Annotated in this window: 25 protein-coding genes; 14 read left to right on the forward strand and 11 right to left on the reverse strand. The window is 61.6% G+C overall.

The features are described 5' to 3' along the window. Positions 1-51: 51 nt before the first annotated feature. Positions 52-474 (reverse strand): homoprotocatechuate degradation operon regulator HpaR, encoded by a 423-nt coding sequence (gene hpaR, locus BFQ03_RS19340; protein ID WP_032863720.1) that lies wholly within the window; start codon positions 472-474, stop codon positions 52-54. A gap of 213 nt (positions 475-687) precedes the next feature. On the opposite strand from hpaR (BFQ03_RS19340), the gene BFQ03_RS19345 reads away from it, so the two are divergent. Next, entirely contained in the window at positions 688-1,944 is a 1,257-nt protein-coding gene (locus BFQ03_RS19345; RefSeq protein ID WP_032863722.1) for an OprD family porin, read from the forward strand. Here the strand turns inward: BFQ03_RS19345 and hpaA are convergent, their stop codons facing one another. Next, complete coding sequence (gene hpaA, locus BFQ03_RS19350; RefSeq protein WP_065943752.1) at positions 1,945-2,844, reverse strand: 4-hydroxyphenylacetate catabolism regulatory protein HpaA; 900 nt, start codon at positions 2,842-2,844, stop codon at positions 1,945-1,947. 121 nt (positions 2,845-2,965) lie between these two features. Between hpaA and BFQ03_RS19355 the strand changes: the two genes are divergently transcribed. The 8 genes from BFQ03_RS19355 (at position 2,966) to hpaI (ending at position 10,481) form a co-directional block, all read left to right on the forward strand. Next, entirely contained in the window at positions 2,966-3,631 is a 666-nt protein-coding gene (locus BFQ03_RS19355) for a fumarylacetoacetate hydrolase family protein (protein ID WP_065943753.1), read from the forward strand. Next, positions 3,628-4,398, forward strand: a complete 771-nt coding sequence (locus BFQ03_RS19360; protein ID WP_065943754.1) for a fumarylacetoacetate hydrolase family protein — start codon at positions 3,628-3,630, stop codon at positions 4,396-4,398. Before BFQ03_RS19355 ends, BFQ03_RS19360 begins: the two co-directional genes overlap by 4 nt. A gap of 5 nt (positions 4,399-4,403) precedes the next feature. Beyond that, positions 4,404-5,864, forward strand: coding sequence for a 5-carboxymethyl-2-hydroxymuconate semialdehyde dehydrogenase (gene hpaE / locus BFQ03_RS19365; RefSeq protein WP_032863729.1), 1,461 nt, complete (start codon positions 4,404-4,406; stop codon positions 5,862-5,864). A gap of 162 nt (positions 5,865-6,026) precedes the next feature. After that, complete coding sequence (gene hpaD, locus BFQ03_RS19375) at positions 6,027-6,884, forward strand: 3,4-dihydroxyphenylacetate 2,3-dioxygenase (RefSeq protein WP_032863731.1); 858 nt, start codon at positions 6,027-6,029, stop codon at positions 6,882-6,884. Positions 6,885-6,954: 70 nt separating this feature from the next. After that, entirely contained in the window at positions 6,955-7,347 is a 393-nt protein-coding gene (locus tag BFQ03_RS19380; protein ID WP_065943755.1) for a tautomerase family protein, read from the forward strand. Between the two features lie 194 nt (positions 7,348-7,541). Beyond that, a complete protein-coding gene (locus BFQ03_RS19385) occupies positions 7,542-8,846 on the forward strand; it encodes an MFS transporter (RefSeq protein WP_032863789.1) in 1,305 nt (434 codons plus the stop codon). A 12-nt stretch (positions 8,847-8,858) separates the two neighbouring features. Continuing rightward, positions 8,859-9,662, forward strand: a complete 804-nt coding sequence (hpaH, locus tag BFQ03_RS19390) for a 2-oxo-hept-4-ene-1,7-dioate hydratase (protein ID WP_032863733.1) — start codon at positions 8,859-8,861, stop codon at positions 9,660-9,662. An 18-nt stretch (positions 9,663-9,680) separates the two neighbouring features. Then, complete coding sequence (hpaI, locus tag BFQ03_RS19395) at positions 9,681-10,481, forward strand: 4-hydroxy-2-oxoheptanedioate aldolase (protein ID WP_065943756.1); 801 nt, start codon at positions 9,681-9,683, stop codon at positions 10,479-10,481. Between the two features lie 119 nt (positions 10,482-10,600). Here the strand turns inward: hpaI and hpaR (BFQ03_RS19400) are convergent, their stop codons facing one another. Further along, positions 10,601-11,023: a homoprotocatechuate degradation operon regulator HpaR gene (gene hpaR, locus BFQ03_RS19400; protein ID WP_029294338.1), complete on the reverse strand. Its 423-nt coding sequence runs from the start codon at positions 11,021-11,023 to the stop codon at positions 10,601-10,603. 205 nt (positions 11,024-11,228) lie between these two features. Here hpaR (BFQ03_RS19400) and BFQ03_RS19405 point away from each other — a divergent pair, with 205 nt between their 5' ends. Together BFQ03_RS19405 and BFQ03_RS19410 are read left to right on the forward strand one after the other, a co-directional pair. Further along, complete coding sequence (locus BFQ03_RS19405) at positions 11,229-12,527, forward strand: NAD(P)/FAD-dependent oxidoreductase (RefSeq protein ID WP_065943757.1); 1,299 nt, start codon at positions 11,229-11,231, stop codon at positions 12,525-12,527. A gap of 30 nt (positions 12,528-12,557) precedes the next feature. Beyond that, a complete protein-coding gene (locus tag BFQ03_RS19410; RefSeq protein ID WP_065943758.1) occupies positions 12,558-12,923 on the forward strand; it encodes a cupin domain-containing protein in 366 nt (121 codons plus the stop codon). Between the two features lie 70 nt (positions 12,924-12,993). Here the strand turns inward: BFQ03_RS19410 and feaR are convergent, their stop codons facing one another. From feaR to BFQ03_RS19425, 3 genes are all read right to left on the reverse strand, one after another. Beyond that, positions 12,994-13,929, reverse strand: a complete 936-nt coding sequence (gene feaR / locus BFQ03_RS19415) for a transcriptional regulator FeaR (protein WP_032863742.1) — start codon at positions 13,927-13,929, stop codon at positions 12,994-12,996. A 108-nt stretch (positions 13,930-14,037) separates the two neighbouring features. Continuing rightward, complete coding sequence (locus tag BFQ03_RS19420; RefSeq protein ID WP_065943759.1) at positions 14,038-14,658, reverse strand: DUF3156 family protein; 621 nt, start codon at positions 14,656-14,658, stop codon at positions 14,038-14,040. Then, positions 14,603-16,102 (reverse strand): APC family permease, encoded by a 1,500-nt coding sequence (locus BFQ03_RS19425; RefSeq protein WP_032863743.1) that lies wholly within the window; start codon positions 16,100-16,102, stop codon positions 14,603-14,605. Before BFQ03_RS19425 ends, BFQ03_RS19420 begins: the two co-directional genes overlap by 56 nt. A gap of 216 nt (positions 16,103-16,318) precedes the next feature. Between BFQ03_RS19425 and BFQ03_RS19430 the strand changes: the two genes are divergently transcribed. After that, a complete protein-coding gene (locus BFQ03_RS19430) occupies positions 16,319-17,647 on the forward strand; it encodes an alginate export family protein (protein ID WP_032863745.1) in 1,329 nt (442 codons plus the stop codon). 169 nt (positions 17,648-17,816) lie between these two features. Further along, positions 17,817-19,304, forward strand: coding sequence for an aldehyde dehydrogenase family protein (locus BFQ03_RS19435; RefSeq protein WP_065943760.1), 1,488 nt, complete (start codon positions 17,817-17,819; stop codon positions 19,302-19,304). Here BFQ03_RS19435 and BFQ03_RS19440 read toward each other — a convergent pair whose 3' ends face one another. Beyond that, positions 19,305-19,706, reverse strand: a complete 402-nt coding sequence (locus tag BFQ03_RS19440) for a RidA family protein (protein ID WP_032863749.1) — start codon at positions 19,704-19,706, stop codon at positions 19,305-19,307. 244 nt (positions 19,707-19,950) lie between these two features. On the opposite strand from BFQ03_RS19440, the gene BFQ03_RS19445 reads away from it, so the two are divergent. Continuing rightward, a complete protein-coding gene (locus BFQ03_RS19445) occupies positions 19,951-21,186 on the forward strand; it encodes a DUF1835 domain-containing protein (RefSeq protein ID WP_032863750.1) in 1,236 nt (411 codons plus the stop codon). On the opposite strand, the gene BFQ03_RS19450 is transcribed toward BFQ03_RS19445, so the two are convergent. The 4 genes from BFQ03_RS19450 to BFQ03_RS19465 all read right to left on the reverse strand — a co-directional run bounded on the left by BFQ03_RS19450 (position 21,141) and on the right by BFQ03_RS19465 (position 26,441). Continuing rightward, positions 21,141-22,070 carry an alpha/beta hydrolase gene (locus tag BFQ03_RS19450; protein WP_065943761.1) on the reverse strand — a complete coding sequence of 310 codons (930 nt, stop codon included), beginning with the start codon at positions 22,068-22,070 and terminating at the stop codon, positions 21,141-21,143. The two genes, BFQ03_RS19445 and BFQ03_RS19450, sit on opposite strands and share 46 nt — an antisense overlap. Continuing rightward, entirely contained in the window at positions 22,070-24,301 is a 2,232-nt protein-coding gene (locus BFQ03_RS19455; RefSeq protein ID WP_065943762.1) for a TonB-dependent siderophore receptor, read from the reverse strand. The genes BFQ03_RS19450 and BFQ03_RS19455 overlap by 1 nt, the downstream gene beginning before the upstream one ends. A gap of 98 nt (positions 24,302-24,399) precedes the next feature. Then, complete coding sequence (locus BFQ03_RS19460) at positions 24,400-25,743, reverse strand: HAMP domain-containing sensor histidine kinase (protein ID WP_065943763.1); 1,344 nt, start codon at positions 25,741-25,743, stop codon at positions 24,400-24,402. Next, complete coding sequence (locus BFQ03_RS19465) at positions 25,743-26,441, reverse strand: response regulator transcription factor (protein WP_065943764.1); 699 nt, start codon at positions 26,439-26,441, stop codon at positions 25,743-25,745. Before BFQ03_RS19465 ends, BFQ03_RS19460 begins: the two co-directional genes overlap by 1 nt. Positions 26,442-26,671 lie beyond the last annotated feature (230 nt).

A 26,671-nucleotide genomic window follows, 5' to 3' on the forward strand; every position in this document is an offset into this window, starting at 1 on the left:
TTGACCTGCCTACGACGCGCCATCGCCAGTCAAGCCGGCGTTTACAAGCGATTAAGGCTTGATGTTCTTCAACTGGTTGAGCAGTTCAAGCAACTGCTGCAACTGCTCTTCGCCAAACTGTTCCTGAATCTTCTGGTAATTGCTTTCCATCCCGGCGCTCATCTCGACGAAGCACTGCTGCCCTTGCTCGGTGAGGTTCACGAACACGCGGCGCTGGTCTTCGCTGGACTTGCGGCGGCGCACGAGGCCGTCGCGTTCCAGGCGTGCCAGGACGCCGGTCATGCTCGGCTTGAGGATGCAGGCCAGGTGTGCCAGTTGATGGCTTTCCAGTTCGCCTTGCTGGCGCAGGATACGAATCACCCGCCACTGCTGCTCGGTCAATTGATGTTCATTGAGCAACGGCCGGAAAAACGCCATGGCCGCTTCGCGGGCCTGCAGCAGGGTCAGTGTCAGGGAAGGTCTGGGAGTGGACATGGTTCACGCGCAAAAGAGATCGAAGCGTCGAAGCTTAGGGTCGGCTCCATGGGCATGCAAGCCGGCCGCCGCACAAACTCGTTAATCTCGATATGAATTATTTACAAGAAGCACAAATTTTCTACCCACAATAAATATAACATGTTAACAATATGCCAATCCCTTCAGCGATCAGAAGGGTGATACCTACAAAAACAACAAAAGGAATCTGTCATGCATTTGCGCCTCCTCCCCTTGGCGGCCAGCGCCGGCCTGTGCGCTACGTTCAGCCCCTTGAGCGCCTACGCCGAGTTTATCCAGGACAGCAAGGCCAGCCTCGACCTGCGCAATTTCTATATGAACCGCGACTTTCGCCAAACCAACGCGCCGCAGAACAAGGCCGATGAGTGGGCCCAGGGCTTTGTGCTGCGCCTGGAGTCGGGCTACACCGAAGGCCTGGTGGGTTTTGGCGTGGATGCCCTGGGCGAGTTGGGGGTCAAGCTCGACTCCAGCCGTGACCGGCGCGGTACCGGCCTGCTGCCTTATGGCGCCAGCCAGCAGCCCGTCGACAACTACAGTGAACTGGGCCTGACGGCCAAGGTGCGGGTGTCGAAAACCGTGCTCAAGGCCGGCACCCTGCAACCGCAGTTACCCGTCGCCGCCTACAACGACACCCGGCTGCTGCCCTCGACCTACACCGGTGAACTGCTCACCTCCCAGGACATCGCCGGACTGACCCTGAACCTCGGCCGCCTGGAAAAACAGAACCTGCGCGACTCGTCCAGCAACGATCAGATGAGCTACGCTGGCGTCGACAGCAGCCACCTGGACCTCGCCGGTGGCACCTATGCAATCACCCCACAGTTGGCGACGACCTACTATTACGCGCAGATGCAGGATATCTACCGCCAGCACTTTATCGGCCTGGTACATGACTTGCCGCTGGCCGAAGGCATCAACCTGCGCAGCGACCTGCGTTACTTCGACACGCGCGAGCAAGGCAGCCATGCACTGCGTGGCGCCTCACGGGTGGACGGTGGGCGGATCGACAACCGTTTCTTCAACGGCATGCTGAGCCTGTCGATGGGCGGCCACAAGGTTGGCCTGGGCTATCAGAACCTCTCGGGCGACGGCGATTTCGCCTACCCGGGCCTGGACCCCTACTCGGTCAACCTGGTGACCATCAACGTGTTCACCAAGGCCCAGACCGATGCCTGGCAGGCGCGCTACGACTATAACTTCGCCGCCTTCGGCCTGCCGGGCCTGACCTTCATGACGCGCTATGTCGATGGCAGCCATGTGCAGACCGCCAGCGTGCGCAATGGCCGCGAATGGGAGCGCGATACCGACCTGACCTACACCGTGCAGAGCGGGCCACTGAAGAACGTCAACGTGCGGCTGCGTAACGCAACGCTGCGCTCCAGCAACGGCCTGACCAGTGATATCGACGAAAACCGCATCATCGTCGGCTACAGCCTGGCGCTGTGGTGATCAACGCAGGCCGGATTGGCGCAGGCGGTATTCCCCCGGTGTGGCCTGCGCATAACGCTGGAAAAACCGGCTGAAATAGGCCGGGTCCTTGAAGCCCAGTTGGTAGCAGATTTCATTGGCGGAACTGCCGGTAAACAGCAACAGGCGCTTGGCCTCCTGCATCAGCCGTTCAAGCACCAGGCGCTTGGACGGCAGGTCGGCAATGCGCCGGCATACGTCATTGAGCCGCGCTTCGGTGACGCCGATGGCTTCGGCGTAGGCCGACAGCGGCCAATGCAGCAGATAGTGGTCTTCGATCAGCTCATTGAAGCGATGGAAGATGCGCAGGTCTTCATGACGCGCCGGGCGCGCTTCCAGGGAGTTGGCACTGAGCCGCAGCAAACTGATCATGATCAGCCGGGTCAGGCTTTCCAAGGCCGTTGCACGACCGGCTCCGGCGCTGTTGATTTCGTTGCACAACTCGTCAAACAACCATTCCAGGCGCTTGATCTCGGGCTGGAACTGCGACCCCAGGCGAGCCAGCGCCACGCAGGCCGGCGGCACTTGCGGGCCGGGCGCAAGGCTTGGGTCGGCATCGATCAGCGCCCGCACCAATTGCTGGCGTACGGTCAATACATGGCCGTCGGCGTCGGCTTCGGTGACGAAGGCATGGGCCACCGTCGGTGGCGTCAGGAAAAACATCGGCCCGGATTCCAGGTATTGCTGGTCGTCGAGGTAGACCCGCACCGCGCCACTCTTGACGTAATGCACCTGGAAAAACCGGTCATGGCGATGCACGGGCATGTTGCGCCCGAAAAATCCCGCCAGGTTGCCAAGCCGGTCGTAATGCACGTCGGCATCGCTGTAGCGCTGGTCGTAGACCTGGCCGATGTTGATATTGGGGATCGGTTTCACAGGCATCTCTTTATTGTTTTTTGCACCCGATGATTTTGCCACGCTTGACGGTAGTTAACATATTAATTATAACGTTAACACATTAACGAACTGCCTCCAGAGCAGTCGCCATCGCCAGGAGAAATCCATGAGCCGTACCCTGCATGATGTTGCCAGCGGCACCCTGTTCGGCGTCGCGCTGAACTACCAGGGCTTGCTGAACCAGCGTCTCGCTGAATTCGAACAGCCGCCGTACCAGAAGCCGCCGGTCAAGCCGGTGCTGTTTATCAAGACGCCTAATACACGCAACAGTCATGACGGCGTGGTGTTTCATCCTGCTGGCCAGCGCCTGCAACCTGGCCCGGCCCTGGGCGTGGTAATGGGTAAAAGTGCCAGCCGCGTCAGCGTGGAAAATGCCCTGGACTATGTGGCGGGCTACACCATCGTCAATGAATTCAGCCTGCCGGAAGACAGCTACTACCGCCCCGCCGTCAAAGCCAAGTGCCGTGACGGGTTCTGCGCCCTCGGCCCGCAACTGGTGGCCCGCGAACAGATTGCCAACCCGCATCAGTTGAGCCTCAAGCTGTTCGTCAACGGCGAACTGCGCCAGCAGAACACCACCGCCAACTTTGTGCGTGATATTCCCCGCCTCATCGCCGAAATCAGCGAATTCATGACCCTGCATGAGGGCGATGTGCTGATCACCGGCACGCCTGAAGGCCGGGTGGATGTGCAGCCCGGTGACACCGTCGAAGTCGAGATCAGCGGCCTGGGCCGCCTGGTCAACCACATCCAGGCCGAGGAACACCCATGAAACACGCGCGTATCCGTTTTGAAGGCCAGGTCCATCAGGTCCACGTCGAAGATTTCAATGCTGTGCGCCTGGCTGACGGTCGGTTGCTGGCCGAAGACCAGGTCGAGTGGCTGCCACCGGCCACCGGCACTATGTTCGCCCTGGGCCTGAACTACGCCGACCATGCCGCCGAACTGGCCTTCGCCCCGCCGACCGAGCCGCTGGCGTTCGTCAAGTCGCCAGGCACCTACACCGGGCATAACCAGGTCACCTGGCGCCCCGACAACATCGTCTACATGCATTACGAGTGCGAGTTGGTGGCGGTGATCGGCAAGCCGGCGCGCAACGTCAAGCGCGAGGACGCCCTGGAGTACCTGGCCGGCTACACCGTGTGCAACGACTACGCGATCCGCGACTACCTGGAAAACTACTACCGCCCCAACCTGCGGGTGAAAAACCGCGATGCCACCACCCCGGTCGGCCCGTGGATCGTCGATGTGGCCGATGTGCCAGATCCGAGCAACCTGACCCTGCGCACCTGGATCAACGGTGAACTGCGCCAGGAAGGCAGCACCCGCGACATGATTTTCGATATCCCGTACCTGATCGAATACCTGTCCAGCTTCATGACCCTGCAACCCGGCGACATGATCGCCACCGGCACCCCCGAAGGCCTGGCCGATGTGGTGCCAGGCGATGAAGTGGTGGTGGAAGTCGAAGGTGTCGGCCGCCTGGTCAACCGAATTGTCAGTGAGGCGGACTTTTTCACCGCCGCCAAAGAGGCTTGAACACCATGATCAAACACTGGATCAACGGCCGTGAGGTCGAAAGCAAAGACACCTTCATCAACTACAACCCCGCCACTGGCGAGGCGATTGGTGAAGTGGCCAGCGGCGGCGCCGAGGAAGTCGCCCAGGCCGTGGCTGCCGCCAAGGAAGCCTTCCCCAAGTGGGCCAATACCCCGGCCAAGGAACGTGCGCGCCTGATGCGCAAGCTCGGTGAACTGATCGAGCAGAACGTGCCCCGCCTGGCCGAGTTGGAAACCCTGGACACCGGCCTGCCGATCCACCAGACCAAGAACGTGCTGATCCCGCGGGCTTCGCACAACTTCGATTTCTTCGCTGAAGTCTGCACGCGCATGGACGGCCACAGCTACCCGGTGGACGACCAGATGCTCAACTACACCCTCTACCAACCGGTGGGTGTGTGTGGCCTGGTGTCGCCGTGGAACGTGCCGTTCATGACCGCCACCTGGAAGACCGCACCGTGCCTGGCCCTGGGCAACACAGCGGTGCTGAAGATGTCCGAGCTGTCGCCGCTGACCGCCAACGAACTGGGGCGCCTGGCGGTTGAAGCGGGGATTCCCAATGGCGTGCTCAACGTGATCCAGGGCTATGGCGCCACTGCCGGCGATGCGCTGGTGCGCCACCCCGATGTGCGGGCGATTTCCTTTACCGGCGGCACCGCCACCGGCAAGAAAATCATGCAGACCGCCGGCCTGAAAAAATACTCCATGGAGTTGGGCGGCAAGTCGCCGGTGCTGATTTTTGAAGACGCCGACCTCGAACGCGCCCTGGATGCCGCGCTGTTTACTATCTTTTCGCTCAATGGCGAACGTTGCACCGCCGGCAGCCGGGTGTTTATCCAGGAAAGCGTATACCCGCAGTTCGTCGCCGAATTTGCCGCCCGCGCCAAGCGCCTGATTGTCGGTGACCCGCAAGACCCGAACACCCAGGTCGGCTCGATGATCACTCAAGCCCACTATGACAAAGTCACCGGCTACATCAAGATTGGCATCGAAGAAGGCGCAAGCCTGGTGGCGGGCGGCCTGGAACGTCCGGCCAACCTGCCGGCGCACCTGGCACGCGGGCAGTTTATCCAGCCCACCGTGTTCGCCGATGTAAACAACAACATGCGCATCGCCCAGGAGGAAATCTTCGGCCCGGTGGTGTGCCTGATCCCCTTCAAGGACGAAGCAGAGGCACTGCGACTGGCCAACGATACCGAGTATGGCCTGGCGTCCTATATCTGGACCCAGGACATCGGCAAGGCCCATCGCCTGGCCCGTGGCATCGAGGCCGGCATGGTGTTCATCAACAGCCAGAACGTGCGCGACCTGCGTCAGCCGTTCGGCGGGGTCAAGGGTTCCGGTACCGGCCGTGAAGGCGGCCAGTACAGCTTTGAAGTATTCGCAGAGATCAAGAACGTGTGTATCTCCATGGGCAGCCATCACATCCCGCGCTGGGGCGTGTAACTGTAGGAGCGGGCTTGTCGGATCGCCGCACCGCCGCGATGGTCGTTAACGATAACGCTGGCTGTCAGGGTTAACGCGGCGACCTTGCGTTTTTCGCGAGCGAGCTCGCTCCTACTGGGTCCGCAGAGCACCAACAAGAATAATGAATTGAGGAGAGTCATCATGGGTGAAGTAGTCCTGGCGGCGAAAATCTGCCACGTCCCTTCCATGTACCTGTCAGAACTGCCAGGCAAGCACCACGGTTGTCGCGCCGCGGCGATTGCCGGGCACAAGGAGATCGGGCGCCGCGCCCGTGAGCTGGGGGCCGACACCGCCGTGGTGTTCGATGTGCACTGGCTGGTCAACAGCGGTTATCACGTCAACGGTGGCGAGCGCTTCCAGGGCACTTACACCAGCAATGAGCTGCCGCACTTCATCAAGAACATGGAGTACGCCTACCCCGGCTGCCCGGAACTGGGTGAACTGATCGCCGCCGAAGCCAACCTGGCCGGGGTGCGCACCATGAACCACAACATCCCGAGCCTGGAGCTGGAATACGGCACCCTGGTGCCCATGCGCTACATGCACATGGATGTGCCCGAAGAACAGAAATTCAACGTGGTCTCCATCGCCGCCTGGTGCGCCTGGCATCGCCTGGAAGACAGCTTCGCCTTTGGCGCTGCCGTGCGCCGGGCCATCGAGAAGAGTGATCGCAAGGTGCTGGTGCTGGCTTCCGGCTCTCTGTCGCACCGTTTCTCCGACGACCGTGAGGCCGAAGCCAACATCCACAACTGGACCCGCGAGTTCGACAAGCAAGTGGACATGCACGTGGTGCAGATGTGGCGCGAAGGCCGCTTCAAGGAGTTCTGCGCGATGCTCCCGGACTACGCCGAGCATTGCTTTGGCGAAGGCAAGATGCACGACACCGCGATGCTCCTGGGGTTGCTCGGCGGGCCGGAATACAACCGCCCGGCCGAAATCATCACCGAGCCATTCGGCAGCTCCGGCACCGGCCAGATCAACGCCATTTTTCCGCTCTGAATACATGTGGGAGCTGTCTCGCCCGGCGAGACAGCTCCCACATTGAATCGCGTACAGAAGGAGGCTTTGCATGCCGCATTTCATCGCCGAATACACCGACAACCTCGAACCCCAGGCTGACCTGCCGGGGCTGTTTGAAAAGGTCCACCAGGTGCTGGGAGACAGTGGCGTGTTCCCCCTGGGCGGTATCCGCAGCCGCGCCGTACGCCTGGACACCTGGCGCATGGCCGATGGCAAGCACGACTACGCCTTCGTCCACATGACCCTCAAGGTCGGCCACGGCCGCGACCTGCCGACCCGCCAGGCCGTGGCGCAAGTCCTGTTCACGGTGATCACCGAACACTTCGCCGCCTTGCAGGCGCAACGGCTGCTGGCCCTGTCGTTCGAGATGATCGAGCTGCACCCGCAACTGAACTTCAAGCAGAACAACGTCCACGCGTTTTTAAACAACCAGGCGGGCTGATATCCATCAACTGAACGAGATCACCTGTAGGAGCGAGCTTGCTCGCGAAGATCGTCAACGATAACGCGTGCCTGCTGGATAACCGCGATGGCCTTGAGGTCTTTGCAAGCAAGCTCGCGCCTACAGTGGGTTTCATTCGCTTGACGGTGCAGTCTCGCCTCCCCAACGGCCTCTCAGACAAAAAGTACAACATCATGAGCACAGCCAATACCGCCCACAGCGTCACCCTTGCCGAGCATGATCGCACCCACAGCACCGTCACCTGGCGACTGATGCCGTTGTTGCTGATCTGTTATTTGTTTGCCCACCTGGACCGGATCAACATCGGCTTCGCCAAGATGCAGATGAGCACCGACCTGCACTTCAGCGACACGGTGTATGGCTTTGGTGCCGGCCTGTTCTTTATCGCCTACGCGCTGTTCGGTGTGCCCAGCAACATCGCCCTGGACCGCGTCGGCCCACGGCGCTGGATTGCCTGCCTGATGGTGGTGTGGGGCATCCTGTCCACCAGCATGCTGTGGGTCGAAAGCGCCAGCGGCTTCTATGTCCTGCGTTTTCTGCTGGGGGTGGCCGAGGCTGGCTTCTTCCCGGGGATCCTGGTGTTTCTCAACCGTTGGTACCCGGCCCGTCGCCGGGCGCAGATCACCGCCCTGTTCGCCATCGCCGTACCCATGGCCGGGGTGATTGGCGGGCCACTGTCCGGCGCGATCCTGGAGAACTTCCACGACTTTGGCGGCATGCGCGGCTGGCAGTGGATGTTCTTGATCGAAGGCGCACCGGTAGTGCTGTTGGGCCTGGTGGTCCTCAAGTGCCTGCCGGACAGTTTTGAAACGGTGAAGTGGCTCAACGACACGCAAAAGCAACAGCTGCGCGAGCAGTTGAGTACCGAGGAAAAACGCAAATCCATTACCTCCTTTGGCGGGATCATCCGCGACCCACAAGTCTGGCTGCTGGTCGCGATCTATTTTGCCGTGATGCTGGCAGTCAACACCCTGGCGTTCTGGATGCCCACCCTGATCCATGGCGCCGGCATCGGCCGTGACAGCCAGGTCGGCCTGTTGAGTGCCGTGCCGTACCTGGCCGGGTGTTTCTTCATGATCGGCTGCGGACGCTCCTCGGACCGTAACCGCGAACGCCGCTGGCACTTGTGCGTACCGTTGCTGATGGCCGCCGTGGGCATCGCCATCACCGGCCTGGCACCGGGCAATCCGCTGTTGGTGATGAGCGGCCTGATCATCGCCGGCATGGGTGCCAGCGCCGCGCTGCCGATGTTCTGGCAACTGCCACCGGCGTTCCTGTCCAACTGCACCCAGGCCGCCGGAATCGCCATGATCAGTTCGTTCGGCAGCATCGCCTCGTTCCTCGCGCCGTACCTGATCGGCTGGATGCGCGACACTACCCAAAGCGCGAGCCTGGCCCTGTATGTGCTGGCGCTGTTTATCGCCCTTGGCGGCCTGCTGGTGTTGCGCACCAACGCCGCCATCGTCAATCCTCAGTAAGAGAGTTTCGTCATGCTTGATCCACAGCTCATCCTGCAAGCCGCCGCCCAACTGGACCACGCCGAACGCAGCCGCGAACAGGTACGCCAGTTTTCCCTCGATCATCCAGGCATCACGATCGAGGACGCCTACGCCATCCAGCGCGCCTGGGTCGCCCAGAAGATCAAGGGCGGGCGCAAGCTGGTCGGGCACAAGATCGGCCTGACCTCGCGGGCCATGCAGGTATCGTCGAACATCACCGAGCCGGACTACGGTGCGCTGCTCGACGACATGCTGTTTGAGGAAGGCACCGACATTCCGTTCGAGCGCTTTATCGTGCCGCGGGTCGAAGTGGAGCTGGCGTTTATCCTCGGCAAGCCACTCAAGGGACCCAACTGCACGATCTTCGATGTGCTCGACGCCACCGAGTGGGTGATCCCGGCCCTGGAGATCATCGACGCACGCATCCAGCAGATCGACCCGCACACCAAGGCCACACGCAAGGTGTTCGACACCATCTCCGACAACGCCGCCAATGCGGGCGTGGTCATGGGTGGCCGTGCGGTGCGCCCGACCGAGATCGACCTGCGCAAAGTACCGGCCGTGCTGTACCGCAACGGCGTGATAGAAGAGTCCGGGGTCTCGGCCGCCGTGCTCAACCACCCGGCCAAGGGCGTGGCCTGGCTGGCCAACAAGCTGGCGCCCTACGACGTCACGTTGTTGCCGGGGCAGATCATCCTCGGTGGTTCCTTCACCCGCCCCGTGGCGGCCAGCCCGGGCGACACCTTCCATGTCGACTACGACATGCTCGGCTCGATTTCCTGCCGTTTCGTCTGACCTCAGGAGGACTGTTTCATGGACATGCCTGTCAACCGCTTCAAGCAGCGGCTCAATAGCGGTGAAGCGCAAATCGGCCTGTGGCTCGGGCTGGCCGACGCCTACTGTGCGGAGCTGGCGGCCAATGCCGGTTTCGATTGGTTGTTGATCGACGGCGAACACGCACCCAACGACCTGCGCGGCATGCTCGGCCAATTGCAGGCCGTGGCGCCCTACGCCAGCGAGGCGGTGATTCGCCCGGTGATCGGTGATACCGCGTTGATCAAGCAGGTGCTGGATATCGGCGCACAGACCTTGTTGGTACCGATGGTCGAAAGCGCCGCCCAGGCTCGGGAGCTGGTGCGCGCCATGCGTTATCCGCCCCAGGGCATACGCGGGGTGGGCAGCGCCCTGGCGCGGGCTTCGCGCTGGAACAGCATCGACGGCTACCTGGACCAGGCCGATGCGCAGATGTGCCTGTTGGTGCAGATCGAAAGCCTGCAAGGCCTGGCGAACCTGGATACGATTGCCGCCGTTGAAGGCGTCGATGGAGTGTTTATCGGCCCGGCGGACTTGAGTGCATCCATGGGGCACCGGGGCAATCCGGGGCACTCGGATGTGCAAGCCGCCATCGAAGATGCCATCGCACGGATTCGCCAGGCGGGCAAGGCTGCGGGGATTCTCAGTGCCGATGAGAAACTGGCCCGGCGTTATATCGAGCTGGGGGCCGGGTTTGTCGCGGTCGGGGTGGATACCACCGTGCTGATGCGTGGGTTGCAAGGGTTGGTGGGGAAATTCAAAGGCACCCAGGCACCGGTCAGCACGGGTGGCGTGTACTGATAATCTTCAAACACCACAGGACCCAATGCTCGCGAAAGCAGTGGTTCAGTCACCGAATGTATCGACTGACACTCCGCTTTCGCGAGCAAGCCCGCTCCCACATTTTGGGGCTGTGGTGTTCAGCGCTTGATGTTTTTCAGCTCATCGAGCAGCCCCAGCAAGGTCTGTAACTTCTGTGCCCCCAACTGCTCCTGCAAGCGCTGATAGTTGGCCTCCATGCACTGGCTCATGGACGCAAAACTCGCCCGGCCCTTGTCCGCCAGGGTCACCAGGACCCGTCTTTGATCCTGCTCGGCCTTGCGCCGGTGGATCATCCCCGCCGCTTCCATGCGCACCAGCACACCGGTCATGCTCGGCTTGAGAATGCAGGCCAGTTCCGCCAGTTGATAAATCTCCAGTTCGTCGTGCTGATTGAGGATGCGGATCACCCGCCATTGCTGCTCGGTCAGGCCGTGCTCGTTCAGCGATGGGCGGAAAAAACTCATGGCCGCTTCGCGGGCCTGTAACAGGGTGAGGGTCAGGGATTGCCGGGGTTTGAGCATAAAGTCAGAATCACGTGATATTTAGTTAATGTTTTAACGAAACTCTAACATCCCCGCCCCGCGCTCGCGCTATAACTTAGGGGTCGCGCACGTCCATGGCGCGCTGAATCAAAAGCCCCGGCACGCAGGATCAAGACAATGATCGCGCCAGGGGCCCTAATGAAGACACTGCTTTAGAGCCTTCCTTCACTTTTCAGGCTGCGCCATGATCAACATCGAAACCCCTACGTATTACACCGCTACCAAGAAGTACAACCTGAGCTTTCCCACCCTGGAACAGGACATCGAGGCCGACGTCGTGGTGATTGGCGGCGGCTTTTCCGGGATCAATACCGCCCTGGAACTGGCGGAAAAAGGCATCGCCAATATCGTCGTGCTGGAAGCGCGCTACCTGGGCTTTGGCGGCACCGGGCGCAATGGCGGGCAGATCATGGCCGGCATCGGCCACGACCTGGAGAAGATCAAGAAAGACGTGGGCGAGGACGGTCTGCGCCAAGTCTTCGAGATCAGCGACCTGGGCGCCGACATCATCAAGGACCGTATCGCCAAGTACAACATCGATGCCGACTTCTGCCACGGCTATGGCTACATGGGTTTCAACGCTCGCCAGGAAAAGACCCTGCGGGCCTGGGAAAAAGACTTCAAGTCGATCAACAGCAAACATGAAATCCGCTTCCTCGGCGGCTCCGACGTCAAGCAGATCATCGGCTCCGACGCCTACAGCAGCGCCCTGCTGCACATGGGTGGCGGGCATGTGCATTCGCTGAACCTGCTGCTGGGCGAAGCCACCGCCCTCGCCGGCCATGGCGTGCGGATCTTCGAGAACAGCCCGGCACTGGAAGTCAGCTACGGCGAGCGCATCACCGTGCGCACCGGGCGCGGCTCGGTCAAGGCCAGCAAGTTGTTGTGGGCCTGTGACAGTTTCCTCAACAAGCTGGAGCCGGAGCTGCATCGCTCGACCATCAACACCTACGCCTTCCAGATGATGACCGAGCCGTTGAGCGAAGAGCTGATCCAGCGCATCAGCCCGATTCGCGGGGCCTACAGCGATATCCGTCCGGTGATCGACTACTACCGGGTGACCAACGAGAACCGCCTGTTGTTCGGCGCTGCCACGCCGTTGGTGGAGCACATTCCCGGCGACTTGAAAGCCTGGAACCGCAAGCTGATGCTGAAAATTTTCCCCTACCTCAAGGACGTGAAGATCGACCTGGCCTGGGGTGGCCCGATGGCCTGCAGCCCGAACCTGTTCCCGCAGATCGGCACTCTGCCGGGACGCAGCAATGCGTTCTTCGTCCAGGGTTATTCGGGTTTCGGTGTCACCCCCAGCCACATCATCTGCAAGGTCCTGGCCGAAGGCATGAGCGAAGGCTCGGCGCGCTATGACCTGGTCAGCTCGGTGCATCGCCCGACGATTATCGGCAAGGACGCGATCCGCCCACTGTTGCTGACCGCCGGCAAATCCTGGCACCAACTGTCCGGCTACTGGAATGGTCGCCGCTAACCCCTTTTTTATCCCTCTGGAGCAACTGCAATGACCCTTGTTACCCTCAAAAAAGATATCCAACTGTCTGAACTCGACGCCTGGGGCACCGTTGTCGATCTCGGTTCCGAAATCCTCGAAGGCGAACTCAAGGCCTTCGGCAAAATGACCTTTGGTGCGCCCACCGACAAGGTCAGCAGCGCCTATTTCGGCACCACCCAGGGCAAGTTCCGCATGGTCTACCCGTTTAACGAACAGGCCACGGTGGTCACCGGCGAAGTGCGTCTGACCGACGAGGCCAGCGGCCAAACCACCACCTACAAAGCGGGCGACAGCTGGTTCGTGACCCAGGGCACGCCAGTGCTGTGGGAAGTGCTGAGCGAGAGTTTCGTCAAACACTACTTCGCGGTCGTATAACTACTTTGCTCTATGTGGGAGCGAGCAAGCCCGCTCCCACATTCGGTGTGTGGTGGTTGATGATTGGAGTTCAGGCCATCCGGCTGGAACGAAATGCCTTGGGCGACAGGTCAAACTGCTTCTTGAACGAACGGCTGAAATGCGCCGAATCGGTAAAGCCCCATTTATAGGCAATCGAAGTGATCGACTCGCTACGCAAGAACGGGTTGGTCAAGTCATCCGCACTGCGTTTGAGCCGCGCACGCTGGATGTAACGGCAGACGCTGTCGTCCTGCTCCTCGAACAGCCGGTATAAATGACGCACCGAGATGTTCAAGCGGCTGGCCAGGCCGACAGGGCTCAGGCCAGGCTGGCTCAAGGACTCATCAATGACTTTCTGCACGTAGCTGCGCAGGTTGTTGCCTTGCAACGCGGTGGTGTCGTCGCGCGCGTCGTCATCCTGCTCCAGGGCTGAGCCCAGCAGCGACACAAAAGCACGCTGCAACGCCTCGACCTCATCCTCGGCGCCTTCGCTGCCCTTGCACAATTGGTCCATCAACACATGCAGCATGCGCCCACAGGCTTTGCTGGAGGAAATCTTGCCAAAGGTCTTCGCTTGGCTGCCCATCTGCTTGCACACCTGGGCACGCGGCAACGACAGCGAGATATGTTCGATCAAGCCGAACGGGGTGATTTCAATGGAGCCCACCGAGTCCATCAGCAGCAGTTCGCCAGGGGCCAGTTGCACCCGCTGGCCGTTCTGCACGACCTGTGAATAGCCGCTGCGCTGGCTGACCAAAAAGCAATCCTGGTCGTTATCATGGTCGGGATTGGTCACTTGGCGCTTGATCAGACCGGCGTTGGTACGCAGGCTGGCCAAGGGCAACCCGCCGCTTGAAAGCATGGAAAACTCGCCGATAAACAGCGAACGGTTGAAAGCCAGTTCGGTGTCGAAGTGGCCGCACATCGCACGCAAGTCGCGGTTCCAGGTGTCGAGCCCCTGTTGTGCACTCTGTTGGATACCCATGGGTGTCTCCACAATGGCTTATTATTTTTGTCGGGCAATAGTTAACATGTTACCTATATGCGCGCAACAAGTACCTGTCTGCCATTGTGTTAGCACTAATAATGCCAATCAGAGCGTGCGCAATACGCGTTGCAGGCCGGCCAGCACAGCCAGCAGCGCATCCCGCTGCACGCGGCTCAAGGCGATGTAGCGCCGAAAGGCCGGCATGCGGTTGACCACCTCGCTGCCGCCCATATGCTCCAGGCGCACGAGCCACTGACGGCCGTGCAGCTCGATATGCAGGCGCTTGAAATCCAGGAGCATCAATGCCCCATGCAGGGCACTGTCCTGCTGCAAACACGCCTGCAGTTGCCCCAACAATGCGCGTTCGCCGGTACGTTGCCGACAGCAGATCCCCGTGCGCCGGATGGCCCCGCCATGGTGCAATTCAAAGTGTGCCGCGCCCTCTGTCGAGGCAGGCAGGCGCAGGCTGAATTCGCTCATGACCAGGTGCATCAACAGCTGCGACTCGGTGCGCTCGCAAATTTCCAGGTGCAGGCTGTCATCGTCCAGGATGGCCCGCGCCAGGGTCGGCGAGACCCACTCGAACCGTGCCAGCCCCAGGTTGCGCCGCAGTTGCCCAAGGGTGCGCCCCGGCTGATAGCCCGCCGGCGCCCGTTGTGCGCTGAACAGTTCAGACAGTTTTTGCCGCAGCGCTGACATAGCCGTGGTGAGTGTGACCCGGTTCATTGGCAAACTCCTTGGCCAGCACGTCTTCCACCGACGCCGGCATGAATGGATTGACCTTCTGCACCACCAGGGTCCAGAACAGCGCATACACCGCAGTACCGCCCAGCATCACGCCGAACGGGATGTAGATATCCGCCGGATTCATCCCCGGTGGTGTGATAAACCACATGCCCAGCAGAATGCCGGCGCTGGACAGGATCTGCGGCAACGGGAACAGCGGCGAGCGGTACGCACGCGGCAAGTCGGGACGACGAATGCGCAGGATCACCACCGACACCGTCACCAGCAGGTAGGCAAAACTCCAGGCACACACCGCCGCCAGCACCAGGTGCATGATGTTATCGGTGTTACCGCCCAGGTACAGCGCGTGCAGGCAGGGGATCAACATCGCTACCAGGATGCACAGTACCGGGGTCTTGAAGCGTGGATGCAGGTAGGTGAACACCTTCGGCAACGCGCCATCCACCGCCATGCCGTAGAGAATCCGTGGCACACCCGCCATCAAGGTATTGATGGTGGCGGCGCCCGCAAACAGAAAGCCGACCCCCAGCCACAGCGGCCCGATCTGCCCCATCACCTGTTCGGCGAAGCGTGGAATCGCCATGGGTGTATCCAGCAAATGCACGCCGCTGGCCGCGTCCAGCACCACGTTTTCTACCTGGCGTTTCATCGCCGCGCCGTAGATGAACATGCACGTCGCCACGCCCATCAGGCCAAGCATCATTGCCCGCGGCATGACCTTGGCCGACTGGCGCAAGTCCGGCGCCAGCGGGGTGACGAACTCGCAGCCGACAAACATGAACATCGCCATGCCCACCAGGGACAACACCGTCACCAGGTCGCTGCCCACCAGGGATTCGCCAAACCAGCCGTCCAGTTGCACCGCCGGCGCAGCGATCAAGCCCAGCACGCCAAACACCATCAAGGTGGTCCACATACCGAAGGTCAGGATGATTTCGGCGCGGCCAAAGGCACTGACACCGAACACATTGAGCACACCAAACACCAGCACAAAGCCGACCCCAAGCAACCAGGAGCCGCCGGCGGATTCGGCCAGGGTATTGAGGTGCTCGAAGTTCACCAGGGCCATGACGCCGGCAAGGATGGTCTCGGCGGTGCCGGCAAACACATGCACGATCAGGTAGGCCGACAAGGTGCCGGTGATCGCAAAGAAACGACCCATGCCGCAGTTGATGTAGTCGTACACCGAGCCGGTGGTGGGCAGGATCGATGCGGCCTCGGCGAAGGTGGTGGCCTGGGCCAGCATCATCACCACGGCGATCAGCATGGCCAGCGCAAACGCGCTGCCGCCGATGCCAAAGCCCATGGTCGCGGTGAGAATCACCGGGCTTGCCATGATCAGGCCAATGGTGCTGGCCAACGCGGTGGGAAAACCCACCGTGCCCCGGTTCAGGTGCGCGGTAAGTCTGTCATTGATCGACATGGTGCAGATCCTCGAAGGGGATTTTTAGAAGTGCTTGCACTGTGCGCCCCGCCCAACCTGATCGTCTTGCCCCTGGCTGCCGCTGGTTTTGTTGCTCCCTGCCAGGGCTCGCGGCCTGGCGGCCAGGATCAATTGCCTGGCACGCAGGTGAAAGACTTGCGCTGCCGACGCTCGCCCTAATGCCCCCTCAACTTCATCTTGCTGGGGACTATAACAATGGAGCACACACGCAAAACCCACCACCTGCACCCGGTCGTCGGCCTGGGTCTGGCGCTGTTGATCGGCCAACCTGCGGCCCAGGCAATCGAACTGTATGCCGACGACGACACCACCGTCACCGGCAACTTTCTCGCGGTGTACGGGATGTTCAACAGCCGCAAGAACTACGAGGGCAGCCCGGGCGGTTCGACCTGGCGTGAAGGCTTTATCAAATATGGCGTGAGCATCGACCAGCGCCTGGGCGACCTGGGCAGTGTGTACGGCACCACCAATCTGGTGAGTTCGGGTACCTGGGGCGATGGCGATGCTTCCCGCGTGACCGACGGCAGCGAGCGCACCACCAAGTTCGAGGAAGCCTTTGCCGGCTGGCGCTCGGGCAATCTGTTGCCCGCGTTGGGCAAGGATGGCCTGGACCTGTCGTACGGGCGCCAGATCATCACCGTGGGCGATGGTTTTATCATCAATGACGACGGCCCGAACCTGGGCAATGGCGTGGCCGATGGTGAGTTCGATCGCGGTGGCGCCTATTACATCGCGGCGCGGCATGCCTTCGACAAGGCAGCGGTGGTGCGCCTGGGCGGCAAGGACGGCCTGCATGGCAGCCTGATGTGGATCGAGTCCGACAACCGCGCCCAGGCCCTGACCGAAATGGCCATCGGCACCCTGGAATACAGCGCCGCACCGGGCACCCTGGGCCTGACGTACCTGCATGGCATTGATGTCGACGAACGCTATGCCAGTGACGTGCAAAAGCAACGCAAGGGCATGAACCTCTACAGCCTGCGCGGCAGCGGGAATGCCGGGATCGACAATGCGCACTTCTCGTTCGAATACGCCTGGCAGGACAAGGATCCAGGGCCGGAAAAAGCCTGGTACGCCGAAGCCGGCTATACCTTTGCCGACCTGCCCTGGTCGCCGGACCTGACCTACCGTTATGCGCGCTATTCGAAGAACTGGGATGCACTGTTTGCCGGTTTCAACCGGGGCTTTGGCACCTGGGTCCAGGGCGAAGTGGCAGGCAACTACTCCGGCCCCTACAACACCAACACTTCGGTGCAACATGTGGCACTCAAGGTCAAGCCGCTGGACAACCTGACCCTCGGCGCGCTGTTCTTCGACTACACGACCGTGAGCAAACGCAACATGCTCGACCTCGATGGCCGTGAGCTGGACCTGTATGCCGAATGGGCGGTGAATGACCACCTGATCATCACGCCGTTGATTGGCCTGTACCAACCGGACAAGGACCAGGACACCGGCGGCAACCAGGTCGGCGGCAATGGCACCAATGTGTACAGCCAGTTGGTGGTCGCTGTGCCGTTCTGAGCTATGGATACTTACCGCCATCCCAATGTGGGAGCGGGCTTGCTCGCTCCCACAGGGGCGCTCTGCCCCCCTCATGGCAGCCACAGACATACGCCCCGGCAGGCACAGTCAAGCCGTGACCTTGCGCGTTGGTTAGCCTCAGGCTTTCCTTTTTGATCAGGAACACCCCATGAGCGATATCGCGCTGCTGCCCCAGGTCGAAGCCTTCTTGCGTCGAGACCATGGCCTGTTCATCGACGGCCACTACGTCCCCAGCCAGTCCAGCCAGACCCTGGAGGTAATCAACCCCGCCACCGGCAAGGTCATCGCGACGGTGATCGATGCGCAAGCGGCTGATATTGAGCTGGCCGTGGCGTCTGCCCGGCACGGCTTCAAACAGTGGTCACAAACCGCCCCGGCGGTACGTGGCAATGTGCTGCTGAAACTGGCTGACCTGCTGGAGCAAAACCGCGAGGAACTGGCGCAGATCGAGACCTGCCAGTCGGGCAAGATCATCCAGATTTCCCGCGCCTTTGAAGTGGACCAGGCCGCGCATTTCCTGCGCTATTACGCGGGCTGGGCAACCAAGATCAGCGGCCAGACCCTCACCCCGTCGCTGCCCTCGTTTGCCGGCGAGCGCTACACCGCCTTCACCCTGCGCGAACCGGTCGGCGTGGTGGTCGGCATCGTGCCGTGGAATTTCTCCACCATGATTGCCATCTGGAAACTCGCCTCGGCCCTGGTGACCGGTTGCAGCATCATCATCAAACCCAGCGAATTCACGCCGCTGACCCTGCTGCGCATTGCCGAACTGGCGGTGCAAGCCGGCCTGCCCGCCGGTGTGCTGAACGTGCTGACCGGCGGTGGCCAGGTGGGCAAGGGGCTGATCGAACACCCCGGCACCGACAAGGTGTCGTTCACCGGTTCGGTGCCCACCGGCATTGCGGTCGGCCGCGCGGCCATGGGCGCCGGCCTGACGCGGGCGACTCTGGAGCTGGGTGGCAAAAACGCGGCGGCGTTCCTACGCGATGTGCCGCTGGAAACCGCCGTCAACGGCATTATCGAGGCCGGGTTCCTGCACTCGGGGCAGATCTGTGCGGCGGCCGAGCGCTTCTTCGTCCACCGCTCGCAAATCAACCCAGTCATGGAGGCCCTGGCCCAGCGTTTGAGCGCACTGAATATCGGCTCGCCGCTGGATGAGCGCACCGAATTCGGCCCGGTCACCCATCGCCAACACCAAGCGAAGCTGGAAGGTTTTTTTGCCACCGCCCGCGCCGAAAACAACACGATTATCTACGGCGGCCAACCGATGGATCGACCCGGTTGCTACGTCGAGCCCACGGTGATCCTCGCCAACAGCATCAACGATACGCTGCTCACCGAAGAAACCTTCGGCCCCATCGCCACGTTCCTGCCCTACGACGACGAGGACGAGTTGCTGGCACTGATGAACCACACTGCCGGCGGCCTCAGCGCCAGCCTGTGGACCAACGACTTGGGCAAGGCCCTGCGTATGGTCCCGGCCATCAACGCCGGCACGGTGTGGGTCAACATGCACACCCTGCTCGACCCGGCCGTACCATTCGGTGGCAACAAATCCTCGGGAATTGGCCGCGAGTTTGGCAGTGCGTTTATCGAGGACTACACCGAACTCAAGTCGGTCATGATGCGTTATTGATTACCCTGGGATCAGCGCCTCCGCCTCGATCTCGATCAACCACTCGGGCAGCGACAAACCGCTGACGATGATCCATGACGACGGCGGCGGGTTGCGCGGAAAACGCTCGCGCAAAGCGGCGGCGATGGGTTCCTGCTGATCGCGGGCGGACTCGACGATGTACAGGCGCAGCATAATCACATGGGACAGATCGCCCTCGACCGCCGCCAGGACCTTTTCGATATTGTCCAGGGCCGTGGCGGTCTGCTCGGCGATGCCTGGGCCGACGGTGCGTTCGTCAGCGTCCACGCCTACCTGACCAGACAAGAGAATACGCCGCCCCTCACGCACTTCCATGGCCTGGCTGAAACCGTATTGCAGGGAGTTGAAGACTGTCGGGGGATTGATGGTTCTTCGTTGCATGACGACTCCTTGTTGTCTGTAGGAAACAAGGCTACCTCAACGGTTTTTCCGGCTCTTGGAGAAGTTGCATATTTCAACATCTGGAAACAGAACGCCTTGCAATCAACCTCTCCCCTGCCTATATTCGCGCCAGGCGCCCTCTACGCCACCTTCCGCGGAAAGGGCTGCGCCCAGGACATGACTGCATACCCCATCACTACGACTCCCAACCTTAAAGCGGACAAGGTTTGTGCAAGGAGATCGTATGTCGCAACGCCCCGCCTCACCGGCCACTGACGGTCGTATCAACCTTGAGCAGCAGCGCAAGCGCGCCAAGGAGCTTTTGCAGCGTATGAAACAAGGCACGGCGCCCGCTGAACTGGCGCAGGTTGCCAACCTGCCACCGACCCTTTCCGATGCTCAATGGCTGGTTGCCCGGCAGTTGGGTTTCAGCAGTTGGCCCAAGCTCAAGGCCCATGTGGACGCCGTGGATTTTGCCGCCAACCACCCAGGTTTCGAGGCCAGCGATGAAGCGCGCACCACCCATTGGCGCTGCGGCAATGATATTGCCCACAGCCTTGGTGTGGCGGGGTTCAAGGGACGGTTTCGGATGCTCACGGATCCGCTGTGCATGGGCCCGGTCCAGGCCTTGCCGGGCGAGGCCTACCGGGCAACGCGGGCGCGGTTCATCAGCCAGGCGTTTGCCCTAGACCTGGCAGATGCCGCACGCCGCCTGGACGACGAATACCAGCATCTTGAGGAACTGGGCAGTGCCGATCACAGCGTGCTGTGGTGCGAGGCCGATGCCTATGACCAGTTGTTTTTGATCCGTGCGCTGGCCGGGCTTGAGCGCGTGCCCACCAGGCTGGAACTGATCGAAGTCGACCGCATCCCCGGCGTGCAACGCTTTATCGGCATCGGCCAATTGGCGCCACCGGTATTGGCTTGGCTGTGGCCACAACGGCGACCTGTCGATGAAGCCATGCGCCAACTGGCCCGGCAAGCATGGGCCGCCTATTGCAACAGTTCGCCAGTGAATCTGGCGCAACTGGCCCACGCCACTCATCCCTGCCTGCCCTTGCTGGCCCCGGCATTGCGCCGGCAGTTACAGGAGCTACCAGGCGCTCGCGATGGCCTGTCGCTGACCGAGCGCCTGGCCCTGCAGTATCTCGCCGAGGTCGGCCCCACGGCGTTTGCCCGGGTGTTCGCCGAGTTGATGGCCAAGCGTGAGCCCCTGCCCTTTCTCGGCGACATGATGTTTCATGCCCTGCTGCGTCCCTTGATCGACGGAGCCGATCCATTGCTGACGGAGTCCGAGGCTGATCTGCCATGGCCCGGCCGCACATTGACCCTGACACCGCTGGGCGCCAGGGTGTTGCAAGGCCGCGCGTACTGGCCAGACCATGCAAGCCACACACGTTGGGTCGGTGGCGTGCAGATCATGCCCGGCCTGCCTCACTGGACGCTGGATGACGAGGGCGAACCACTCTGGCGGGCATGACTGCCTTGGCTGAGCATCTGCAATGTGTAGCGCAACGATGCCGGCAACATCGGGCCGTGGCCCAATCCGGCAAAGGTCTGCTGGCGTACCTGCAAGCCATGGACCTGTTGCAGGCTGCCCACTAGCGTCTTGAACGCCGTGTCGCTGGCCTCTTTGGACGGCGACACACTGGCCGGGCTGGCCGGTTCCAGGTCGCCACGCATCAGCAGCAAGCGCGGCCGGCTGCCGTTCAAGCGTTGTGCCAGAGCTTGAGACTCGGCGCTCACCACGCCTTGATTCCACCACAACGAAGGACTCGCGGCGGCGTAGTCATCGAAGGCTTGCGGGCGCGTCAGCAAGGCATGCAGCACCAGCAGGCCGCCATAGGAGTGGCCCCATAGCAATTGCCGCTGCGGGGTGATACCCAGACGCTGATTGACCTGCGGGCGGATATTTCCGCTCAGCAAATCCAAAAATACATCCGCACCGCCACTGGGCACCGCAGTCAACGGATCCCGTTGCTCCACGGCACTGCCGACCCTTGGCGTGTAGTCGAAGGTGCGTGCATTGCGCTCGATGCGCAGCGGCGTGGCATAACCCACGGCGACCAACACCGGCGGTGACGCACTCTGCGCCAATTGATTCAAACCCTGGCTGTCCAGCGCGGCCATCGCGGCGTTGCCATCGAGCAGGTACGCCACCGGGCTGGCGTCACTCACCGCAGGCGGCTGCCCCAGCCAGATCCGGTAATGGCGAGCGCCATCCGCCGACTCCAGCTCCAGGGTGCTGAACCTGTAGGCACTGGCCTCACGCAACACCGGCGCATCCATCAACTGATCAGGTGCAGGTTTGGCGACGGCAGCCTGGGCCATCAGCAACAGCGCCAGGCTGATCAGGCGCCCCATCAGAAGGACGCCGTGAGGCTGGTGTACAAGGTACGACCGGACTGGTTATAGGTCGCGGCGCCTGCCCCTTCGATATTCGCTACACCCTGGGCATTGCCTTCGCGCCACAGGCGTTTGTCGAACAGGTTGTCGACGCCGGCCGTCAGGCTCAGGTTCTGGGTGAAGGCGTACGTACCGCTGACCCCGGCAATAGCATACGGCGATAGCTGGTTGTTGCCCGACCCCGTCACGCGCTCGCCGTGGTAGTCGTATTTTTTCGGGGTTTGCTTGCCGTACCAGGCCACGCTCATTTGTAGGGACAGGTCATCGCTGGCCTGCCAGTCGAGCATCGAGTTCAAGGTGTACTTGGGCGCGACGGACAGCACATCGCCGGTCTGCTTGTTTTTCGATTGCAGCATGTAGGTGAAGTTGTTGGTCCAGTTCAACTGCTCGGTCAACGGCAGGGCCAGGGTGCCTTCCAGCCCTTCGACCAGGGCCTTGGGCACGTTTTCCCACTGGAAGATACTCGCGTTGGCCGTGGTGCCGGTGCCGCCGCTGGCGCTGCCGACCGGAGTCAGGCCCGACTCGATCTTGTTTTTGTAATCGTTACGGAAGTACGTCAGGCCCGCCACAACCCCGTCATTGCGGTACTCGATCCCCAGCTCCTTGTTGACGCTGGTTTCGGCATCCAGGTCGGCATTGCCTTGCAGGTAGCAACTGGTGGTCTGCCCGTAGCAACCCTGGCCATTGCTATACAGCAAGTAGTTGGGGTTGAGCTGGTAGAGGTTGGGCGCCTTGTAGGAACGGGCGATCCCGGCTTTCAGGGTCAGGGTGTCGGTGAGCACTTGGGACAGGTTAAGCGACGGGCTCCAGTTGTCACCCACCACGTCGTGGTGGTCCATGCGCAGGCCCGGGGTCAGGCGTGTGCCAGGGCGCAGTTCGATATTGTCCTCGACGAACACCGAGAAGATCCGCGCCGAGGACGAGCTGCTGCGGTTGCTCCCGGCCAGCCCAGGCACGCTGCCCCCGGCGGTGGTGGTTTGCACGTTGGAGCTGGGGTCATCCAGTTGCTGCTCGACCCATTCGGTGCCCACGGTCAGTACCTGGTCCACCCCGGCATGCAAGGGCAGGCTGACTTCACCGTGGGCGGTCAGGTCACGCAATACGCTGGTATTGAAGTCGCGGCTGGAGAAGATCCCTTCGGTGCCACCCGCCAGGCCCTCGCTGATCCGGCTGTTGCGGGTCTTCTCGTATTGCAGGTAGGCCAGGCTGGTGCCCAGGTCCCAGTCGCCGCGATGGGTCACGGCGTAGGTCTCGCGGTACATCACATTGGTCTCGTGGCCGAGCAGTTTTTTCACGTTGGCGTTGCTGTTGGTGTTCTGGGTGTCACCGGTGTAGATGTTGCCCTGGCGGCTGAAACCGGCTTCCAGGTCCAAGGTCTGCTCAGGCGTCATCTTCCAGCTCAACAGGCCGTTGACGTCCTTGTTGCGCACCCCTTCGCGCCCCGCCGGCAAGGTGCCGACCTGGTTACCGGTACGTTTGGACTCATGACCGCTGTTGATATCGGCGTCGTCGGCATTGGTTTTCGCCACGTTGCCGTACACCCGGTAGCTGAGGGTGTCGGTGAGCGGGCCGTTCAGGCCGAAGTTCATGCGCTCGGTCTCGCCTTCGGCGCTGTGCTGGGCGAAGTTGTGGTAGATCGTCGCCGAACCGTGGGTCTCGGTACCGGGTTGTTTGGTGATGATGTTCACCACGCCACCGGCGGCGCCGTTGCCATAGCGGGCGGCAGCCGGGCCACGGATGACCTCGATCCGCTCGACCTGGTCGGCGGGCACCCAGTTGCTGTCGCCACGGCTGTCACGCTCGCCGCGCCAGCCATAGCGCACGGAGTTACGGCTGCCCACCGGCTTGCCATCAACCAGGATCAGGGTGTTTTCCGGGCCCATGCCACGGATATCGATCTGTCGGTTGTTGCCGCGCTGGCCGCTGCTGGAATTGCCCGTGAGGTTGACGCCGGGCATGGTGCGGATGATGTCCGACAGATCGTTGGCCGGCGGGCGCTTCTTGATGTCTTCGGCGGTGATGATCGACACGCCGGGCGCCTGCTTGATCTCTTCCTGCGCCGTGCCCAGGACGGTCTGGGTTTGCAGCTCAAGACGCGCAGGGGCCTCGGGCTCGGCGGCAAAGCTGCTGGCGGGCAGCAGGCTGCAAATACTCAGGGCAAGCAGGGACAGGGGCGGCAGGCGGTGCATGAGGGGATCTCCGAAACGTCAAGCCCACCGATAGCGGTAGGCCAGCAAAGATCGCAGATGATAATTAGATGCAATTGCGAGTAAAGAACATTAACTTTCTAAACATTTGCCCCAGCCACCCGCAGGTGCATGCGCAGACCTTGCCCGCCCTGGCTGGCCCATAACTGGCCGCCCTGCAATTGGATGGCGCGTCGGGCAATGCTCAAGCCCAGGCCAAACCCGTTACCGGGCGTACCGTCCAGGCGCAGGTAGGGTTCAAAGATCCGCTCCAGGTCGGCCTCGGCAACGCCAGCGCCCTGATCCTCGATGGTCAGCAACCACGTCTCGCCTTCACGTGCCCCGCTCAAGCGAATGACACCGCCTGGGGGGGAATGGCGGATTGCATTGCGCAGGATGTTCTCCAGGGCCTGGGCGAAACTGTTGAGGTGAACCCTGACTTCGCACTCCTCACCGACCTCGCACACCAGCGCCTGCAATGGCCAGTCCGTCTCAAAATGCGCGTCCTGCACCAGCGCCTCCCACACCGAGGCCACTCGTACATCTTCGGCCTGCAACTGCGGCCGTTCAGTATCCAGCCAGGCCAGGTTGAGGGAGTCATCCACCAGGCGCCGCATCTCCTCGACCTCGCGCGCCAGCCGCTGTTCCAACTGCTGGCGCGCCAGGCCGCTTTCGCTGGCGATTTTCAAGCGGGCCAGGGGCGTGCGGATTTCATGGGACAAGGTGCGCAACAATTGGCGTTGCTGTTGCAGGCTTTGCCGCAGGCGCTCGGCCATGTGTTCGTAGGCACGCGCCAACTCGCCCAACTCGTCGCCGCGACGGGTTACGGCACTGCTGGCCAGCGGCGCCAGGTCACCGCCACTCAGGGCGTTCGCACGCTCGCGCAATTCGCTCAAAGGCACCACCAAGTGGCGATACAGCAACAGGCCCAGGCCCAAGGCCAAAACCACCGGCACCACACCGTGGGTAAACAGATGCGTCCACGGCGTCAGCCCCGGTGGCAGCAAGCGCTCGGGCAACTGCATGACCAAGCGGCCACGCTCCGGGTGTTGAGGGAAGGCGATGCTGACATAGGGCAGTTCATCCTCCAGGCGTTTGCTCATGGGCCAACTGGGCTTGCGCATAAAGGTCAGGTGGCTGACCTCAGCCGCCGTCAGCGGTTGTGTGCCAAGGCTTTGCAGGAACGGATCGAGCACGCCGACCCAGGTCTGCTCGCGTTGCTGCAGGGTCTGGCGCCATTGCTCCACGGCCTTGGCGTCACCGGTTGCGGCCACCTCTTCGGCCTGCGCGGCATAGGCGGTCAGGGCCGCGCGGTCAGGCTCTGCAAGAAAATAAGTACTGCGCTCGACCTGCAAGCCCCAGCCCCAGACCAACCAGACCAGCAGCAAGCAGAAACACACTTGCAACAGCGCCATTTTCCATAGCAGTGGATGCCGACGCTGCATCAGCCCAAGCCTTCACACAGCAGCACATACCCCTGATGGCGCACCGCCTCGATGCGCACGCCCTGCAAATTAATTGCCGCCAGCTTGCGGCGCACATTGCACACATGCACATCCAGGCCACGATCCAGCCGCGTATAGGCGCGATGCAACACATGCTGGTACAGGAACGCCTTGGACAAGGGTTCGCCGACGTGCTCATGCAGGGTGGACAGCAAGCGGAACTCCGAAGCGGTCAGGCCTGCCGGGCAGCCGTTGAATAGAACATCACGGGCATTTACATCCAGGTCCAGCCATAGCGGCCTAGAGACAGGTGTACCGCGATCAAGCGCCACACGCCGCAGCAACGCGTCGATACGCACATCCAACTCGGCGAGGCTGAAGGGCTTGGGCAAATAGTCATCCGCGCCCTGGCTGAAACCGATGATGCGGTCCTGCTCGGCGCCCAGTGCCGACATCAGAATCACTGGTGTGCCCCGCTCGTTGCGCAAGCGCGCCAGCACATTCAGGCCGTTTTCGTTGGGCAGCATGATATCCAGCAGGATCAGCTCGACCGCTGGGTCCAGCGCCATGCTCAAGCCTTCATCACCGCGATGCGCGCTGCTCAAGGCGAAACCGCGTCGGCTCAAATGGGTACAAAGATGGGAGCACAGCTCGACGTCATCCTCGATGACCAGGATGCGCGCGGAAGAAGATGACATAGGCAGTGGATGATAACTGTTCACAATTAGGCCAGTTTCTCACTCGGAGAAACATTGCGCAACGAACGTCGCGTGTTGTGATGTTCAAGTGAGGATTATCAATATTTTAAAGAAACTGAATGCGTTGAACCTGGGCTTTTTCAGGTAAACACGAACAATCAAGCTATCTCCTCGTTAGGTCACATACCGGATGCAGGAGAATCACCATGTCGAAAACCACCGTCAGCCAA

The organism is Pseudomonas sp. 25 R 14 (genome assembly GCF_900004755.1).
GTDB classification, from domain to species: Bacteria; Pseudomonadota; Gammaproteobacteria; order Pseudomonadales; family Pseudomonadaceae; genus Aquipseudomonas; species Aquipseudomonas brenneri.